At 61.6% G+C, this 17,490-nt stretch carries 17 protein-coding genes; 15 read left to right on the forward strand and 2 right to left on the reverse strand.

From position 1 onward, the window contains the following. Nucleotides 1–6: 6 nt before the first annotated feature. The 15 genes from flhA to yegS all read left to right on the forward strand — a co-directional run bounded on the left by flhA (nt 7) and on the right by yegS (nt 15,821). A complete protein-coding gene (gene flhA / locus H096_RS18870; protein WP_033901079.1) occupies nt 7–2,136 on the forward strand; it encodes a flagellar biosynthesis protein FlhA in 2,130 nt (709 codons plus the stop codon). Nucleotides 2,137–2,148: 12 nt separating this feature from the next. Beyond that, complete coding sequence (flhF, locus tag H096_RS18875) at nt 2,149–3,465, forward strand: flagellar biosynthesis protein FlhF (protein ID WP_033900777.1); 1,317 nt, start codon at nt 2,149–2,151, stop codon at nt 3,463–3,465. Between the two features lie 105 nt (nt 3,466–3,570). After that, nucleotides 3,571–4,404, forward strand: a complete 834-nt coding sequence (gene fleN / locus H096_RS18880; RefSeq protein WP_003192912.1) for a flagellar synthesis regulator FleN — start codon at nt 3,571–3,573, stop codon at nt 4,402–4,404. Continuing rightward, on the forward strand, nt 4,401–5,141 hold the full coding sequence (gene fliA, locus H096_RS18885) for an RNA polymerase sigma factor FliA (protein ID WP_016976604.1): 741 nt from the start codon (nt 4,401–4,403) through the stop codon (nt 5,139–5,141). Before fleN ends, fliA begins: the two co-directional genes overlap by 4 nt. A 167-nt stretch (nt 5,142–5,308) precedes the next feature. After that, nucleotides 5,309–5,683, forward strand: coding sequence for a chemotaxis response regulator CheY (locus tag H096_RS18890; protein WP_015885173.1), 375 nt, complete (start codon nt 5,309–5,311; stop codon nt 5,681–5,683). Between the two features lie 18 nt (nt 5,684–5,701). Next, nucleotides 5,702–6,490 (forward strand): protein phosphatase CheZ, encoded by a 789-nt coding sequence (locus H096_RS18895; RefSeq protein ID WP_033900779.1) that lies wholly within the window; start codon nt 5,702–5,704, stop codon nt 6,488–6,490. Nucleotides 6,491–6,501: 11 nt separating this feature from the next. Then, the gene (locus H096_RS18900) at nt 6,502–8,694 is read left to right on the forward strand and encodes a chemotaxis protein CheA (RefSeq protein ID WP_033900781.1); all 2,193 of its coding nucleotides are present in this window, start codon (nt 6,502–6,504) and stop codon (nt 8,692–8,694) included. A gap of 48 nt (nt 8,695–8,742) precedes the next feature. Then, nucleotides 8,743–9,873, forward strand: coding sequence for a chemotaxis response regulator protein-glutamate methylesterase (locus tag H096_RS18905; RefSeq protein ID WP_033900783.1), 1,131 nt, complete (start codon nt 8,743–8,745; stop codon nt 9,871–9,873). Further along, a complete protein-coding gene (locus H096_RS18910; protein ID WP_033900785.1) occupies nt 9,873–10,613 on the forward strand; it encodes a flagellar motor protein in 741 nt (246 codons plus the stop codon). Before H096_RS18905 ends, H096_RS18910 begins: the two co-directional genes overlap by 1 nt. Before the next feature lie 15 nt (nt 10,614–10,628). Further along, complete coding sequence (gene motD / locus H096_RS18915) at nt 10,629–11,516, forward strand: flagellar motor protein MotD (protein ID WP_033900786.1); 888 nt, start codon at nt 10,629–10,631, stop codon at nt 11,514–11,516. Between the two features lie 51 nt (nt 11,517–11,567). Then, on the forward strand, nt 11,568–12,356 hold the full coding sequence (locus tag H096_RS18920; RefSeq protein WP_028617310.1) for a ParA family protein: 789 nt from the start codon (nt 11,568–11,570) through the stop codon (nt 12,354–12,356). Next, on the forward strand, nt 12,356–13,153 hold the full coding sequence (locus H096_RS18925; protein ID WP_033900788.1) for a CheW domain-containing protein: 798 nt from the start codon (nt 12,356–12,358) through the stop codon (nt 13,151–13,153). Before H096_RS18920 ends, H096_RS18925 begins: the two co-directional genes overlap by 1 nt. Nucleotides 13,154–13,233: 80 nt before the next feature. Then, complete coding sequence (locus H096_RS18930; RefSeq protein WP_010564003.1) at nt 13,234–13,716, forward strand: chemotaxis protein CheW; 483 nt, start codon at nt 13,234–13,236, stop codon at nt 13,714–13,716. Continuing rightward, nucleotides 13,717–14,109, forward strand: a complete 393-nt coding sequence (locus H096_RS18935; protein ID WP_033900790.1) for a DUF2802 domain-containing protein — start codon at nt 13,717–13,719, stop codon at nt 14,107–14,109. A 791-nt stretch (nt 14,110–14,900) separates the two neighbouring features. Beyond that, entirely contained in the window at nt 14,901–15,821 is a 921-nt protein-coding gene (gene yegS / locus H096_RS18945; RefSeq protein ID WP_033900797.1) for a lipid kinase YegS, read from the forward strand. Here the strand turns inward: yegS and H096_RS18950 are convergent. After that, nucleotides 15,780–16,439: a response regulator transcription factor gene (locus H096_RS18950; protein WP_033900798.1), complete on the reverse strand. Its 660-nt coding sequence runs from the start codon at nt 16,437–16,439 to the stop codon at nt 15,780–15,782. The two genes, yegS and H096_RS18950, sit on opposite strands and share 42 nt — an antisense overlap. Next, a complete protein-coding gene (locus H096_RS18955; RefSeq protein WP_033900800.1) occupies nt 16,436–17,326 on the reverse strand; it encodes a sensor histidine kinase in 891 nt (296 codons plus the stop codon). The genes H096_RS18950 and H096_RS18955 overlap by 4 nt, the downstream gene beginning before the upstream one ends. Between the last annotated feature and the right edge of the window lie 164 nt (nt 17,327–17,490).

The following is a 17,490-nucleotide window of genomic DNA, read 5'->3' on the forward strand; positions in this document are numbered from 1 at the left end:
CCGGTGGTGGATCGCTCTCAAATGCTCGGCAACGCCCGCAGCACCCTGACTGACCTCTCGCGAGGCAATCTGGGTGTGCCGTTGTTGTTGCTGGTGATGCTGGCAATGATGATGTTGCCGATGCCGCCGTTCCTGCTGGACGTGTTCTTTACCTTCAACATTGCCCTGTCCGTCGTGGTCTTGCTGGTGTGCGTATACGCCCTGCGGCCATTGGATTTCGCGGTATTCCCGACCATTCTGCTGGTGGCGACCCTATTGCGCCTGGCGCTGAACGTGGCGTCGACGCGTGTGGTCATGCTCCACGGCCAGGACGGCCATGCCGCTGCCGGTAAGGTGATCCAGGCCTTCGGTGAGGTGGTGATCGGCGGTAACTACGTGGTTGGTATCGTGGTGTTCGCGATCCTGATGATCATCAACTTCGTGGTGGTGACCAAGGGCGCCGGGCGGATTTCCGAGGTGAGCGCGCGGTTTACCCTCGACGCGATGCCCGGCAAACAGATGGCTATCGACGCCGACCTCAACGCCGGCCTGATCGACCAGAACCAGGCCAAGTCGCGCCGCCTGGAAGTGGCCCAGGAAGCCGAGTTCTACGGTTCCATGGACGGTGCCAGCAAATTCGTGCGCGGTGACGCCATCGCCGGCTTGTTGATCCTGTTCATCAACCTCATTGGCGGCATGGCCGTGGGTATCTTCCAGCACGGCATGACCTTTGGCGATGCGGGCAAGGTCTACGCCTTGCTGACCATCGGTGACGGTTTAGTGGCGCAATTGCCATCACTGTTGTTATCAACAGCGGCGGCCATCATGGTGACCCGTGCTTCGGGCTCCGAGGACATGGGCAAGCAGATCAGCCGGCAGATGTTCGCTTCGCCCAAGGCGCTGGCCGTAGCGGCGGGCATCATGGCGATCATGGGTATCGTGCCGGGCATGCCGCACGTGTCGTTCTTGAGCATGGCGGCCCTGGCCGGCGGTGCTGCCTACCTGTTCTGGAAAAAGCAGAACCAGGTCAAAGTCATCGCCCAGCAAGAGATTGCCCGCCAGCAGGAACTGCTGCCATCCCCGGCCCGCGCCCAGGAAACCAAGGAGCTTGGCTGGGATGACGTGACCCCGATCGACATGATCGGCCTGGAAGTCGGCTACCGCCTGATCCCTCTGGTGGACCGCAACCAGGGCGGCCAACTGCTCGCGCGGATCAAGGGCGTGCGCAAGAAACTGTCCCAGGACCTGGGCTTCTTGATGCCCACCGTGCACATCCGCGACAACCTCGACCTGGCGCCGAGTGCCTACCGCCTGACCCTGATGGGCGTAATCCTGGCCGAAGCCGAGATCTACCCGGACCGCGAACTGGCGATCAACCCAGGGCAGGTGTTCGGCAGCCTCAACGGCATCACCGCCAAAGATCCGGCTTTTGGCCTGGACGCGGTATGGATCGAAATCAGCCAGCGCAGCCAGGCGCAATCCCTCGGTTACACCGTGGTGGACGCCAGCACCGTGGTCGCAACGCACCTCAACCAGATCCTGTACAAGCACTCCCACGAGCTGATCGGCCACGAGGAAGTCCAGCAATTGATGGGTTTGCTGGCCAAAGCGTCGCCAAAACTCGCCGAAGAACTGGTGCCGGGCATTCTGTCGCTGTCGCAATTGCTCAAGGTGTTGCAGGCACTGCTGGCCGAACAGGTGCCGGTGCGCGACATTCGCAGCATCGCCGAGGCCATCGCCAACAATGCCGCCAAGAGTCAAGATACTGCCGCCCTGGTGGCCGCGGTGCGCGTCGGATTGTCGCGCGCAATCGTCCAAAGCATTGTAGGGCTTGACTCCGAGCTGCCTGTGATCACCTTGGAGCCAAGGTTGGAACAAATATTGCTCAATAGTATTCAGAAGGCAGGACAAGGCCAGGAAGAGGGCGTTCTGCTGGAGCCAAGCATGGCTGAGAAGCTGCAGCGCTCGTTGATCGACGCCGCACAGCGCCAGGAAATGCAGGGCCAACCGGTGATTCTGCTGGTGGCAGGCCCCGTCCGGGCGATGTTGTCGCGGTTTGGACGCCTGGCAGTACCGAATTTGCACGTTTTGGCTTATCAGGAAATTCCTGACAACAAGCAAGTGACTATCGTCGCGACAGTAGGGCCCAACGGCTGAGGGTAGTGGGTTATGCAAGTGAAGCGTTTTTTCGCCGCCGATATGCGTCAGGCCATGAAACTGGTGCGTGATGAGCTGGGCGCCGACGCCGCGATTATCGGAAACCGTCGTATTGCCGGCGGTGTCGAGCTGACGGCTGCCCTGGATTACACCCCCCAGGCCTTGGCGCCGCGTGTGCCGAACATGGAGCTCGAAGACGAGCTGCGCAAGACCGCTTCGCGCATTGTCTCGGCCCAGGCTGAACTGAGCATGCGCGGCGACAGCGATGCCACCACCAATCGCCAGTTGTTCGCCGGCTTGCCGCTGACCGCTGCCGAGCCGCTGGTCGAGCCGACCTTCAAAGAACCGCCGCGTCCTGCTGCGCCTGCTCCGGCGCCTGCGGTTGACCAGCGGGTGTTCGATTCGATGCGTTTTGAACTCAACGGCCTGCGTGAACTGCTGGAAGTGCAGTTGGGCTCGCTGGCGTGGAACCAGCTGCAAGGCAGCAAGCCGCAACAAGCCAACCTGTGGCGTCGCCTGCAACGCATCGGCCTGTCCGGCCCGTTGTCCCGCGACCTGCTGGCGCTGACCACCGAAATCGAAGAACCTCGCCAGGCCTGGCGCATGTTGCTGGCCCACCTGGCGCGGATGATCGTCACCCCGGAAATCGAACCCCTGGAAGAAGGCGGTGTGATTGCCATGGTCGGCCCTGCCGGCATGGGCAAGACCACCACCCTGGCCAAGCTCGCGGCCCGCTACGTACTCAAATACGGCGCGCAGAACATCGCGCTGGTGAGCATGGACAGCTACCGTATTGGTGCCCAGGAACAGCTCAAGACCCTGGGCCGCATTCTCAATGTGTCGGTGACCCATGTAGACCCGGGCCAGTCCCTGGCCAACGCCCTCGACCCGCTGCTGCGCAAACGCGTGGTCTTGATCGACACCGCCGGCCTGCAAGCCAGCGACCCGGCGTTGCGCATGCAGCTGGAAAGCCTGGCCGGGCGTGGCATCAAGTCGAAAAATTACCTGGTGCTTGCAACCACCAGCCAGAAACAGGTTCTTACCGCTGCATACCACAGCTACAAACGCTGCGGCCTGGCCGGTTGCATCCTCACCAAGCTCGATGAAACCGCGAGCCTGGGCGAGGTGCTGAGCCTGGCCATCAGTCATGAATTGCCGGTCGCCTACCTGACCGACGGGCCGCGGATTCCGGATGATCTGCATCTACCGCGCCGTCATCAGTTGGTCAGCCGTGCAGTCAGCGTGCAAATGCAAGAAGAGCCTAGCGAGGAAGCGATGGCCGATATGTTCGCCGACCTCTACCACAACCCGGCAAAACGGGTGGGTTGAGGCAGGATGAACACCGTGAAATGTATCTACATCGATGGTCTGCAAGCGATTCACGCGGCCAAGCCATGTAGCCTGCGTCTAAGCAAGACAAGGTAAAGAAATAAAATGGGCAGCATGCATCCCGTACAGGTGATCGCGGTGACCGGCGGCAAAGGTGGCGTCGGGAAAACTAACGTGTCAGTGAATTTGTCCCTGGCCCTGGCAGAGCTTGGCCGTCGCGTCATGCTGCTGGATGCTGACCTGGGGCTGGCGAACGTCGACGTTCTGCTGGGGCTGACGCCCAAACATACGCTTGCCGATGTGATCGAAGGCCGCTGTGAGCTGCGCGATGTGCTGCTGCAGGGGCCCGGTGGCATCCGTATCGTGCCGGCCGCCTCCGGCACCCAGAGCATGGTGCACCTGAGCCCGGCGCAGCATGCCGGCCTGATCCAGGCGTTCAGTGATATCGGCGACAACCTCGACGTGCTGGTGATCGACACCGCCGCCGGGATCGGCGAGTCCGTGGTCAGCTTCGTGCGCGCCGCGCAGGAAGTGTTGCTGGTGGTCTGCGATGAACCCACCTCGATCACCGACGCCTACGCCCTGATCAAACTGCTTAACCGTGACTACGGCATGAACCGCTTCCGCGTCCTGGCCAACATGGCCCAGAGCCCGCAGGAAGGGCGCAACCTGTTCGCCAAGTTGACCAAGGTCACGGATCGCTTCCTCGATGTCGCCTTACAATACGTCGGCGCAGTTCCCTACGACGAGTGTGTGCGCAAGGCTGTGCAAAAGCAGCGTGCAGTCTACGAAGCGTTCCCTCGTTCCAAATGCGCATTGGCGTTCAAGGCTATTGCCCAGAAGGTCGATACCTGGCCGTTGCCTGCCAACCCGCGTGGGCATCTGGAGTTTTTCGTCGAGCGATTGGTGCATCAGACGAGCGCAGGACCCGTGCTATGACAGCGACTGGCTACAACGCGTACAAGAAGTCTGCCCGTGACAGTCAGGGCGAGTTGATCGAGCGCTACGCGCCCTTGGTCAAGCGTATCGCCTATCACTTGCTGGCACGCCTACCCGCCAGCGTCCAGGTCGAAGACCTGATCCAGGCGGGCATGATCGGCCTGCTCGAAGTGTCGACCAAGTACGACGCGAGCAAGGGTGCGAGTTTCGAGACGTATGCGGGTATCCGTATCCGTGGCGCGATGCTCGATGAAGTGCGTAAAGGTGATTGGGCGCCGCGTTCGGTGCATCGCAATACACGCATGGTCAGTGACGCAATTCGCGCAATTGAAGCAAAAACCGGTCGCGACGCTAAAGATCACGAAGTTGCGGCCGAACTCCAATTGAGTCTCGACGATTACTACGGGATTTTGAACGATACCTTGGGCAGCCGCCTGTTCAGTTTCGACGACCTGTTGCAGGACGGCGAACACGAGGGGCTGCACGAGGACGGCGCGAGCGCTCATATGGAGCCATCGCGTGACCTGGAAGATGAGCGTTTCCAGGGGGCGTTGGCGGACGCGATTGCCAATTTGCCGGAGCGTGAGCGGCTGGTGTTGGCGCTGTACTACGACGAAGAGCTGAACCTCAAGGAAATCGGTGAGGTCCTGGGGGTCAGCGAGTCGCGGGTCAGCCAGTTGCACAGCCAGTGCGCAGCCCGCTTGCGGGGGCGTTTGGGAGAGTGGCGAGCGCGCTGACAGGCAGTGTGGGGACACTGCAGACGAGACCGCGAGGGCAACCAGCCTTTGCGGGTTCGACCCGTGGTGCCCCGGCAGTCCTTTTTGTGTAATGCCTGTTGATTGAAATGGCGCGTCCAGGTGCTGGGCGCGTTTAAGACTGCTTGGAGGTCGAATTGGACAAGAACATGAAAATCCTCATCGTTGATGACTTCTCAACGATGCGGCGGATCATAAAAAACCTGTTGCGTGACCTTGGGTTCACTAACACGGTCGAGGCGGATGACGGCATTACGGCGATTCCGATCCTCAACAGCGGGAGCATCGACTTTCTGGTAACGGACTGGAACATGCCGGGCATGACCGGTATCGACTTGCTGCGCCACGTGCGCGCCGACGAAAAACTGCGCAGCCTGCCTGTGCTGATGGTGACCGCCGAAGCCAAGCGTGAGCAGATCATCGAAGCCGCCCAAGCCGGGGTAAACGGTTACGTGGTCAAGCCATTCACTGCATTGGCCTTGAAAGAGAAGATCGAGAAAATCTTCGAACGCATCCACGGCTAATGCCATCGCGGGGGAGCTATGGAGCATAAAGAAACGTCACAGGGAGACTTCGAGTCGACCCTGAAAAAGCATGCTCACCAGTTGGTCGACAGCCTTGAAAAAGGCCAGTTCGGCGACGCGGTGCAGTTAATCCATGAGCTCAACCAGACCCGTGACCGCGGCCTGTACCAGGAAGTGGGCAAGCTCACACGCGAGCTGCACAGTGCGATCGTCAATTTCCAGATTGACCCGCATATGCCCCAGGCCGAGGAAATCTCGCAGATCACCGATGCCACCGAACGCCTGTCCTATGTGGTCAGGCTGACTGAGGCGGCGGCCAACCGCACCATGGACCTGGTGGAAAACGCCACGCCCCTGGTCAACGGCATGGCCAACGAAGCCCAGGCCCTGAGCAACGACTGGGGCCGTTTCATGCGCCGCGAAGTGGGCGCTGAAGAGTTTCGTGAATTGGCGCGTCGGGTCGAAGGGTTCTTGTCACGCAGCGAGCAGGAAAACCGCACGGTTTCCAGCAACCTCAACGACATTCTGCTCGCCCAGGATTACCAGGACCTCACCGGTCAGGTGATCAAGCGTGTGACCCAGTTGGTCACCGAAGTGGAAAGCAACTTGCTCAAATTAGTGCTGATGGCAGGCCAGGTAGACCGTTTTGCCGGCATTGAACATGACCGCGAAGCGATCCTCTCGGAAAAAGATCCACAAAAACATCTCGCCAAGGGTGAAGGTCCGCAGATTCATGCCGATAAACGTGAAGACGTTGTATCGGGTCAAGATGATGTCGATGACCTGTTATCCAGTTTAGGCTTCTAAGGAGCACCCACATGAGCTTCGGCGCCGATGAAGAAATCCTTCAGGATTTCCTTGTAGAGGCCGGCGAAATTTTAGAGCAGTTGTCCGAGCAACTGGTCGAGCTGGAAAGCCGACCGGATGATGCGAACCTGCTCAATGCAATTTTTCGCGGTTTTCACACTGTAAAAGGGGGCGCCGGCTTCCTCCAGCTCCATGAGCTGGTGGAGTGCTGCCACATCGCCGAGAACGTGTTCGACATCCTGCGCAAGGGTGAGCGTCACGTTGATTCGGAATTGATGGACGTGATTCTCGAAGCACTGGATGCGGTCAACGGCATGTTCAGCGAGGTGCGCGACCGTGCACCGATCACTGCCGCCACCCCGGAACTGCTGGCCGCCCTGGCGCGCCTGGCGGAACCGGCCGACACCTCGGCTGCGCCTGTGGTCGAGGCGGCGCCCGAGCCTGTGGCCGAAGCCGAACCGGATGTGACCGACAGCGAGTTCGAACAGCTGCTCAACTCCCTCAGTGCCGTGAAGGCCGAGGCAGAAGCGCCAAAGGCGCCTGTCGCTGCGCCAACCAGCGAAGACATCACCGACGCTGAGTTCGAATCCCTGCTCGATCAGTTGCACGGCAAAGGCCAGTTCGCGGTCGACGCTGTGGCACCGGCCGCTGCGCCCGAGGCGCCTGCTGCTAAAGCCAGCACCGACATTACCGACGACGAATTCGAAGCGTTGCTCGACCAACTGCACGGCAAGGGCACCTTCGTGGCCGACGCCTTGCCGGAAGTCGCCGCCACGGCCGCAGCGCCTGCCGCTGCCAGTGCAGCACCGGCTGGCGATGGTTTGATCTCCGATCACGAGTTCGAATCGCTGCTGGATGAATTGCACGGTAAGGGCAAGTTCAGCGAAGTGGCCCCGGCCGCAGCGGTGGCCACGGCTGCACCGGTTGCCGCCAAAGCCGCTGCGCCGGCTCCGGCCGCCAAGCCAGCGCCTGTAGCAGCGCCTGCTCCGGCACGCGCCGCCGCCGCTCCGGTTGCCGAGAAGCCTGCCAGTGAAGCCGAAACCACCGTACGGGTTGATACCGCACGCCTGGACGACATCATGAACATGGTCGGCGAACTGGTACTGGTGCGTAACCGCCTGGTGCGCCTGGGCCTGAGCAGCGGCGATGAAGCCATGCAAAAGGCCGTGTCGAACCTCGACGTGGTGACAGCCGACCTGCAGACCGCCGTGATGAAAACGCGGATGCAGCCGATCAAGAAAGTCTTCGGCCGCTTCCCACGCCTGGTCCGCGACCTGGCGCGTCAGCTGAAGAAAGAAATCAACCTGGAACTGGTGGGTGAAGAAACCGACCTCGACAAGAACCTTGTCGAGGCCCTGGCCGACCCGCTGGTCCACTTGGTGCGCAACGCCGTTGACCACGGCGTGGAAACCCCGGAAGAACGCGAAGCCTCGGGCAAGTCCCGTGGCGGCAAAGTGATCCTGGCGGCGGAGCAAGAAGGCGACCATATCCTGCTGTCGATCACTGACGACGGTAAAGGCATGGACCCGACCATCCTGCGCAACATCGCGGTCAAGCGTGGAGTGATGGACAAGGACGCCGCCGACCGCCTGACCGACACCGAGTGCTACAACCTGATCTTTGCCCCGGGCTTCTCGACCAAGACCGAGATTTCCGACGTGTCCGGCCGTGGCGTCGGCATGGACGTGGTGAAGACCAAGATCAGCCAGCTCAACGGCTCGATCAACATCTACTCGACCAAGGGCCAGGGCTCGAAGATCGTGATCAAGGTGCCGTTGACCTTGGCGATCATGCCGACCCTGATGGTGATGCTGGGCAACCAGGCGTTCGCCTTCCCGCTGGTCAACGTCAACGAGATCTTCCACCTCGACCTGTCGCGCACCAACGTGGTGGACGGCCAGGAAGTGGTGATCGTGCGCGACAAGGCGTTGCCCCTGTTCTACCTCAAGCGCTGGCTGGTGGCATCGGCCAAGCATGAAGAGCAGCGCGAAGGCCATGTGGTGATTCTCTCCGTGGGCACCCAGCGCATCGGGTTTGTGGTCGATCAACTGGTGGGCCAGGAAGAAGTGGTCATCAAGCCTTTGGGCAAAATGCTGCAGGGAACCCCGGGCATGTCGGGTGCGACCATTACCGGTGACGGTCGGATCGCGCTGATTCTCGATGTTCCGAGCATGCTCAAGCGTTACGCCGCTCGGCGTATTTGATTCTGGTGGGGCAGGGCGGTATTGCCCGCCCCGCCTAACGGAGTGTTTATGGCAGTCAAGGTCCTGGTGGTGGACGATTCGGGTTTCTTCCGCCGCCGCGTCTCGGAAATTCTTTCCGCCGATCCAACGATCCAGGTGGTCGGCACGGCCACCAACGGCAAAGAGGCGATTGATCAAGCCATTGCGTTGAAACCGGACGTGATCACCATGGACTACGAGATGCCGATGATGGATGGCATCACCGCAGTCCGGCATATCATGCAACGCTGCCCGACCCCGGTATTGATGTTCTCCTCGCTGACGCACGAAGGCGCCCGGGTCACCCTGGATGCGCTGGACGCGGGCGCGGTGGACTTCCTGCCGAAGAATTTCGAAGATATCTCGCGCAACCCTGAGAAGGTCAAGCAACTGCTGTGCGAGAAAGTGCACAGCATTTCGCGCAGTAACCGTCGTAGCTTGTTCAGCGCGCCCGCGCCGACGCCTGCACCGGTTGCGGCACCGGCTGCGCCGACGTCATCGTTTGCTCGCCCTGCGCCTGCGCCGGTTGCACGGCCTGCCGTGGCGCCGGTTCGCGCCGCTACGCCTGCGGCGGCCCATTCGCCTGCGCCGAAACGCAAAGCCTACAAGCTGGTGGCTATCGGCACCTCCACCGGCGGCCCGGTGGCCCTGCAACGCGTATTGACCCAACTGCCGGCCAACTTCCCGGCGCCAATCGTGTTGATCCAGCACATGCCCGCAGCCTTCACCAAAGCGTTCGCCGAGCGCCTGGACAAGCTGTGCCGCATCAGCGTCAAGGAAGCCGAGGATGGCGACATCCTGCGTCCGGGCCTGGCGTTGCTGGCGCCGGGTGGCAAGCAGATGATGGTGGACGGCCGTGGCGCGATCAAAATCCTGCCGGGCGATGAGCGCCTGAACTACAAGCCGTGCGTGGATATCACTTTCGGTTCGGCGGCCAAGTCCTACGGCGACAAAGTTCTGGCGGTGGTGCTCACCGGCATGGGCGCCGACGGCCGTGAAGGCGCGCGCCTGCTCAAGCAGGGCGGCAGCGCCATCTGGGCCCAGGACGAAGCCAGCTGCGTGATCTATGGCATGCCCATGGCCATCGTCAAGGCCGATCTGGCCGACGCCGTCTACAGCCTGGACGACATCGGCAAGCATCTGGTGGAGGCCTGCCTCTAATGGATGTCTTGAGCCTGATCGGTATCATCATGGCGTTTGTCGCGATCATTGGCGGCAACTACCTCGAAGGCGGTCACCTCGGCGCCCTGGCCAACGGTCCGGCCGCGTTGATCGTGATCGGCGGCACCGTGGGCGCGGCATTGTTGCAGTCGCCCATGAGCTCCTTCAAGCGCGCCATGCAGATCCTTATCTGGATCATTTTTCCGCCGCGTGTCGACTTGCCGGGTGGCATCGACCGTGTGGTCAACTGGAGCCTCACCGCCCGCAAGGAAGGCCTGCTGGGCCTGGAAGGCGTGGCCGATGCAGAACCCGACAGCTACGCGCGCAAAGGCCTGCAATTGCTGGTCGATGGCGCCGAACCGGAAGCGATCCGCAGCATCCTCGAAGTGGATTTCTACACCCAGGAAAGCCGCGACATCAACGCTGCCAAAGTCTACGAAAGCATGGGCGGCTACGCGCCGACCATCGGCATCATCGGTGCGGTGATGGGCCTGATCCATGTGATGGGCAACCTGGCCGACCCTTCGCAACTGGGCAGCGGCATTGCCGTGGCGTTTGTCGCCACCATCTACGGCGTGGCCAGTGCCAACCTGGTGTTGTTGCCGGTGGCGAGCAAACTCAAGTCGATTGCCATGCGCCAGTCGCGTTACCGCGAGATGTTGCTCGAAGGCATCTTGTCGATTGCCGAGGGTGAGAACCCGCGCTCCATCGAATTGAAGCTCCAGGGCTTCATGGATTGATGGGAGGTATTCATTGTGAGCCGTCGCCGTCGCGAGCCTGAAGAACACGTCAACCACGAGCGGTGGTTGGTGTCCTACGCGGACTTCATCACCTTGCTGTTCGCGTTTTTCGTGGTGATGTACTCCATCTCGTCGATCAACGAAGGCAAGTACAAGGTTATTTCCCAGGCGTTGATCGGCGTGTTCAACGACGCCGACCGCTCGCTCAAGCCGATTCCCATCGGTGAAGAGCGGCCCAAGACCGTGACCCCAGCCAAGCCGCTGGTCAACGACAGCGACGAAACCGCTGCCGGCGTGGGCGGTACCAGCGATCCGCTGAAAAGCATCGCCGATGACATCAGCGCGGCGTTTGGCGACCTGATCAGCTCCAACCAGATGACCGTGCGCGGCAACGAGTTGTGGGTGGAGATCGAGCTCAATTCCAGCCTGCTGTTCGCCAGTGCCGATGCGATGCCCAGCGACCAGGCGTTCACCATTATCGACAAGGTGGCGGCGATTCTGCGGCCGTTCGAGAACCCGATCCATGTCGAAGGCTTTACCGACAATTTTCCGATCAGCACGGCGCAGTACCCGACCAACTGGGAACTGTCGTCAGCGCGTGCCGCGAGCATCGTGCGCATGCTGGCGATGCAGGGCGTGAACCCAGGTCGCCTGGCGTCGGTAGGCTATGGCGAGTTCCAGCCGGTGGCCAATAACGCCACCGTAGAGGGCCGCGCAAAGAACCGCCGGGTGGTGTTGGTGGTGTCGCGCAACCTGGATGTGCGCCGCAGCCTGACCGGCACCGGCACCGCCAATGCAACACCGGATGCCGCCTTGAAGCGGGCTGGCACACAAACTGCACCGCCCCCTGTAAAACCGCCGGTTCGTCAGAGCGCCGTCAATTCTCCGTCGCCGGCTCAATAACCTTATGCAATGTCTCGGTCGCGCCTGTGCCTGCCGGGAGGAACCAACCGAATGAGAGTCTGGGCAGTTGCCAATCAAAAAGGTGGGGTCGGCAAGACCACCACTTCCATCGCCTTAGCCGGCTTGCTGGCCGAGGCGGGCAAGCGCGTGGTCGTGGTGGACCTGGACCCGCACGGCTCCATGACCAGCTATTTCGGCTACGACCCGGACGCGCTGGAGCACAGCAACTACGACCTGTTCCTGCACAAGGGCAGCGTACCGGCTGATCTGCCGGGGCAACTGCTGCTGCCTACCAGCAACGAAAGCATTTCCCTGCTGCCGTCCAGCACCGCCCTGGCCACCCTTGAGCGTCAGTCGCCGGGGCAGAGCGGGTTGGGCTTGGTGATCGCCAAGACCCTGGCGCAACTGTGGCAGGACTTCGACTACGCAATCATCGACAGCCCGCCGTTGCTGGGCGTGTTGATGGTCAACGCCTTGGCGGCGAGCCAGCAGTTGGTGATCCCGGTGCAGACCGAACACCTGGCCGTCAAAGGCCTGGAGCGCATGGTCAGCACCCTGGCGATGATCAACCGTTCGCGCAAACAAGCGCTGCCGTTCAGCATCGTGCCGACCCTGTTCGACCGCCGCACCCAAGCGTCCCTTGGCACCCTGCGCGTGCTGCGCGATGCCTACCCGGACACCATCTGGAACGGCTACATCCCGGTGGACACGCGCCTGCGTGACGCCAGCCGCGCGGGCCTTGCGCCGTCGCAGTTCGATGGCAAGAGCCGTGGCGTACTCGCCTACCGCGCGCTGCTCAAGCACCTGTTGTCGCAACAGCTTGTGGCGCAGGTGGCGTGATGAACCGTCCTGTCGAACTCAAGACCCGGCCGCAACTGGCGCTGGAATCCTACCTGGATGCCCTGCTGCAAGATGCGACCGCCGAAGATTTGCCGGAGCCGATCCTGGTGCTGGAACCGGCTGTTGAACCCGAAGCCGCGCTGGATGAATTCCAGTTGGCGGTGCTGGAAGAACAAGCCCGTGATGCGCAGGTCGTAGTGCCGATTACGCCGGTAGTGATGGCGCCTGTGGTGGTTGCCCCTGCTCCTGTCGTGGTCGAGCCGGTGGTGGAAGTGCATTTGCCGCCGAGCATCACGCCGCCGCCGGTGACCGGTGATGGCCGCCCAAGCTGGGCTGCCGAACCGTTCGAATGCCTGCTGTTCGACGTCGCCGGCTTGACCCTGGCGGTGCCGCTGGTGTGCCTGGGCTCGATCTATTCCCTGGAAGGCCAGGAGTTGACGCCGCTGTTCGGGCAACCGGAGTGGTTCCTCGGCATCCTGCCCAGCCAGGCCGGTAACCTCAAGGTCCTGGACACCGCGCGCTGGGTCATGCCCGACCGCTACCGCGATGATTTCCGCCAGGGCCTGCAATACGTGATCTCGGTGCAGGGCTACGAGTGGGGGCTGGCGGTGCATCAAGTCAGCCGCTCGTTGCGCCTGGACCCGAACGAAATCAAATGGCGCAGCCACCGCGGCCAACGGCCTTGGCTGGCGGGCACCGTGATCGAACACATGTGCGCGTTGCTCGACGTTGCCGAACTGGCCGAGTTGATCGCCAGCGGTGCCGTCAAGTCGATGCCACTGAACAAACACAGTTGATTGAACAATAAGGGCCGCATGCGAATGCGGTCAGTGAAGCACACACGCCGTGTCATGCGGCATTTGAAGGGGTCAGGGGTATGAACAAGTCAGCGTCCGCACAAGGTTTGGATGATCCGATCCTGCAATGGGTGACCTTCAAACTGGACAACGAGTCCTACGGCATTAACGTGATGCGCGTGCAGGAAGTGCTGCGCTACACCGAGATCGCCCCGGTGCCGGGTGCGCCGAGCTACGTGCTGGGCATCATCAACCTGCGCGGCAACGTGGTGACGGTGATCGACACCCGCCAGCGTTTCGGCCTGGTGCCGACTGAAGTCAATGACAACACGCGTATCGTGATCATCGAGGCCGACAAGCAAGTGGTCGGGATCATGGTCGACAGCGTGGCCGAAGTGGTCTACCTGCGCCAATCGGAAGTGGAAACCGCGCCGAACGTGGGTAACGAAGAGTCCGCCAAGTTCATCCAGGGCGTGTGCAACAAGAACGGCGAGCTGCTGATTCTGGTTGAGCTGGACAAGATGATGAGCGAAGAAGAATGGTCGGAACTGGAGAGCATCTGATTGTTCCTTGAGGCCGCGGTGATTGTCCTGGCCCTGCTGTGGGCTGGGACTTTGGCATTTCTGTTGCGCTATGTGCGTCAGCAGCGTGAACTGTTGTTGCAGCAGGCTGAGCGTGATGCTGTGCGTGATCGGCGGATGCTGGAGTTGGTGAAGCGGGTTGATCACTTTCAGCAGAGTGCGGTGAAGGTCGGGGACGAGGTGCATGAATTGCGCGCGATTCTTGCGCCGTTGCCTGACAAACTGGCGCAGATTGAGCAGCGGGATCCTTCGAGTCTTTCGTTTGCCCAGGCTGCCAAGCTGGTGGGGATGGGTGCTACGGTGGATGAGTTGACGCAGTCTTGTGGGTTGACTCAGGCTGAGGCGCAACTGATGAGTAAGTTGCATAAGAGTTGATTGAGTACATATCCGTTATTTAGGTAACGGCCGCCTGTGGTTCCGCTCTTACAGCGGGTCACTTTTGGCAAACGCCCCAAAAGTAACCAAAAGGTCTCTGCCCCAACACTCGGCACCTCGCCTAGGCTCGGTGTGCCCTCACTCCGGCTTTGGAGCGTGGGCCGCCGCGATGGGCCATCCTTGGCCCAGCGCGGCTAACCCGGCGTCCTGCCGGGTTACCCACGCTCCAAAGCCTGCGTTCGGCCAGCGTGTTTAACGGGGCGCCTCAAATCAAGATCAAGAGCGACTCGCTTCGCATCGTGGATACGTTTTTTGTCCTCTGTAGGAGCCGGCTTGCCGGCGAAAAACGTGAGGACGCCGTGTTTATCCAGATGCTCTACACCACTCAAGCCGGCTGTCAGGCCGCTGTGCTTTTGCTTTTGATTTTGATCTTAGGCGCCCCGTCAAACACGCTGGCCGGAATTCGGCAGGGATTTGGGGGGTAAACCGGCAGGGATGCCGGTTTAGCCGCCCCGCGCCATGGATGGCGCGTGGCGGCGGCCCCCCAAATCACTGTCGGATTACGGGCACACCGAGCCTAAGCGAGGTGCCGAGTGTTGGGGCAAGAGCGTTTTGGTTACTTTGCCGCTTTTGCAAAGTGACCCGCCGTAAGGGCGGAACCAATTTCAGCCGTTACCCAAATAACGGATATGTACCCAAAGACCAACAAATAATTTCCAACCCCAATGGCTTTTTTCTCCCCGCCCAAGGTCCACATCCTCCAAGCACCCTTGAATCAGGAGATTCCCTCAATGACCACCCCCAAAGCCCTGTTGATCCTCCACGGCAAGCAAGCCCTCAACGAGGACGTACGCTCTGCCGTGCAGGCCCGACGCAAGCAGGGCGGCGAGTTGGCGGTGCGGGTCACATGGGAAGGCGGCGATGCCCAACGCCTGGTCAACGAAGCCCTGGCAGACGGCTACACCCATATCATCGCCGGCGGCGGCGACGGCACCTTGCGCGACGTGGCCGAAGCCATGGCCCAGGCCAAGACCGACGCCAGTCTGGTGCTGATGCCCCTGGGCACCGCCAACGACTTCGCCAGGGCCGCCGGCGTGCCGCTCGAACCCGCCCCGGCCCTGGCGCTGCTGGACGTGCCACCAAGGGCCATCGACCTCGGCCAGGTCGGCGGGCAAATCTTCCTCAACATGGCCACCGGCGGTTTCGGCAGCCAAGTCACCGCCAACACCTCCGAAGATTTGAAGAAAGTCCTCGGCGGCGCCGCCTACCTGTTCACCGGCTTGACCCGTTTCAGCGAGCTGAAGACTGCCTACGCCGAACTCGATGGCCCCGATTTCCACTGGAAAGGCGAGCTGCTCGCCCTGGGCATCGGCAACGGTCGCCAAGCGGGCGGCGGCCATGAGCTATGCCCCGGCGCCATGGCCGATGACGGCTTGCTGGATGTCAGCATCCTGCCCGCGCCCCAGGAAGTGGTGGGGACGTTGCGAGAGCTGATGAACAACGGCTGGGGCCTGGACACCATGTTCGTCCGTGCGCGCCTGCCGTGGGTGAATATCAAGGTCGCACAGGGCCTCTACATCAACCTGGATGGCGAACCGCTGGAGGGCGATGACCTGCACTTCGAGGCCTTGCCCAAGGCCTTGCGCGTGCACTTGCCGGTGGATTCGCCGTTAGTCGTCCAGGCTGATGATCTGCTCGCGCACCGCGAATAACACCAGGCCGGCCACGTCGAAAATCTGCAGGCGTTTCATGATCTGCGAGCGGTGAGCTTCCACGGTCTTGATGCTCAAGCCCAAGCCGTGGGCGATTTCCCGGGTGGACTTGCCGCGCACAATCAACCGCAGGATCTCCAACTGCCGCGCCGTAAGGTTGTGGCTGTGGCCAGCCGGGGTAGTGGGGCCCTGGCTGCGTACCAGCGCCTGGTTGATCACGGTGTGGGCAATCGCCGGGCTCAGGTAGCGCTCGTTGTTGCGCAGGGCCAGCAGCGCATGTTCCAGCTCGTTGGCGGTGGTGTCCTTGAGCAAGTAGCCATGGGCGCCGGACTCCAGCGCGCACATGATCAGTTCCGGGTCGGTGTGCATCGACAGGATCAGCACGCGACTCTTGGGGTAGGCGCGCTTGAGTTGCTGCAGGGCATCCAGGCCGCCGGTGTGTTTCATCGACAGGTCCAACAGCACGATATCGGGCAGCAGGGTGCTGAACTGCTCCAGCAACTGTGCGCCATCGCTGGCCTCACCGACCACCGTGTAGCCGGGAATGTCCTGGACCAGCGCGCGTACGCCGGCCCGGATCAGTGCATGGTCATCCACCAGGAGTAATGTGCAGGTCACTCGAGAACCTTAGGGGAACTGGCCCGTTCGAGGGCGCGTGGCGCCCAGGGGAAAAGCGCGTCGATCCGTGTCCCTTTGCCTGGTTGGCTGTTGACGGATAACGAACCGCCAAGCTGATCAATCCGCTCTGACATGCCGGCCATGCCCCGCTGGCCTTCCAGGCCAGGGTTGATGGCCGGCGAAAAACCCTGGCCGTCATCGCAGATACTCAGCGACAGGCCCTCGGGCAGGCGTTGCAGGCGTACCAACAGATTGCGCGCCTGGGCGTGGCGTAGCATGTTGGTCACCGCTTCCTGGGTGATGCGAAAGGCCGCAACGGCCATTTCTTCCGGGATGCCGGTCAGCCGCTGTTGGCATTCCAGGCTCCAGTGAATCGGGGTGTTTTCCAGGGTCTTGAGCAGGTGCGCGCGCAGGCTGGCTTCCAGGCCCAGGCTGGCCAGCTGGCGAGGGTTGAGGATGGCCGAGACGTCACGCACCTTGGCCAGGGTTTCATTCAGGGTGTTGCACAGCACTGTGCACTGGCTTTGCAGGTCTTCGGGCAGGCGGCGCTTGAGCCATTCGCTTTGCAGCTTGGCGGCGGTGAGCAGTTGGCCGATATCGTCATGCAGCTCACGGCTCAGGCGGTGGCGTTCGTTTTCCTGCACTTGCAACAGGCGATCGGCCAGTTCCTGAGGCTGGAACTTGATGGATTTGCGCGAGTGCCACTGTTGCAGGCCAACCACCAGCAGCGTGGCCAGGTTGAGCAGCACCAGCAACGGCAAGGCGGCGGAGAAACTGTAGGCCCACAGGCTCAGCAGCAGCGAGCCAAGGCACAGGGCGAGGATCAGACGGCGTGCATTGCTGCGGGACGCGGACCTTGCGATGAGTGTCTTGAGGTAGGCGTACATAGCGGATGGAGCCAATGAAGGTTCGCTGCGGGAAGTCCGGTCACGGCCGCTGACAGGGCTCTGTTTGGAATGCGTTATCGAATCGTTTTTATGCATGATGAAGTTGAGTCACTTCGAGCGGGGCATAGTACCACCACTATTACCGTTGGTCGCCTGGTGCTGTG

The sequence above is a fragment of the Pseudomonas sp. FH1 genome (genome assembly GCF_000510895.2).
Taxonomy (GTDB): Bacteria; Pseudomonadota; Gammaproteobacteria; order Pseudomonadales; family Pseudomonadaceae; genus Aquipseudomonas; species Aquipseudomonas azotoformans_A.

Excerpts from the sequence above, each read along its gene's own strand:
- H096_RS18905 (WP_033900783.1), top strand. The coding sequence starts at position 8,743 with ATGGCAGTCAAGGTCCTGGTGGTGGACGATTCGGGTTTCTTCCGCCGC.
- H096_RS18925 (WP_033900788.1), top strand. The coding sequence starts at position 12,356 with ATGAACCGTCCTGTCGAACTCAAGACCCGGCCGCAACTGGCGCTGGAA.
- H096_RS18930 (WP_010564003.1), top strand. The coding sequence starts at position 13,234 with ATGAACAAGTCAGCGTCCGCACAAGGTTTGGATGATCCGATCCTGCAA.
- yegS (WP_033900797.1), top strand. The coding sequence starts at position 14,901 with ATGACCACCCCCAAAGCCCTGTTGATCCTCCACGGCAAGCAAGCCCTC.
- H096_RS18895 (WP_033900779.1), top strand. The coding sequence starts at position 5,702 with ATGGAGCATAAAGAAACGTCACAGGGAGACTTCGAGTCGACCCTGAAA.
- fliA (WP_016976604.1), top strand. The coding sequence starts at position 4,401 with ATGACAGCGACTGGCTACAACGCGTACAAGAAGTCTGCCCGTGACAGT.
- flhF (WP_033900777.1), top strand. The coding sequence starts at position 2,149 with ATGCAAGTGAAGCGTTTTTTCGCCGCCGATATGCGTCAGGCCATGAAA.
- H096_RS18955 (WP_033900800.1), bottom strand. The coding sequence starts at position 17,326 with ATGTACGCCTACCTCAAGACACTCATCGCAAGGTCCGCGTCCCGCAGC.
- fleN (WP_003192912.1), top strand. The coding sequence starts at position 3,571 with ATGGGCAGCATGCATCCCGTACAGGTGATCGCGGTGACCGGCGGCAAA.
- H096_RS18900 (WP_033900781.1), top strand. The coding sequence starts at position 6,502 with ATGAGCTTCGGCGCCGATGAAGAAATCCTTCAGGATTTCCTTGTAGAG.
- H096_RS18890 (WP_015885173.1), top strand. The coding sequence starts at position 5,309 with ATGAAAATCCTCATCGTTGATGACTTCTCAACGATGCGGCGGATCATA.
- H096_RS18920 (WP_028617310.1), top strand. The coding sequence starts at position 11,568 with ATGAGAGTCTGGGCAGTTGCCAATCAAAAAGGTGGGGTCGGCAAGACC.
- H096_RS18910 (WP_033900785.1), top strand. The coding sequence starts at position 9,873 with ATGGATGTCTTGAGCCTGATCGGTATCATCATGGCGTTTGTCGCGATC.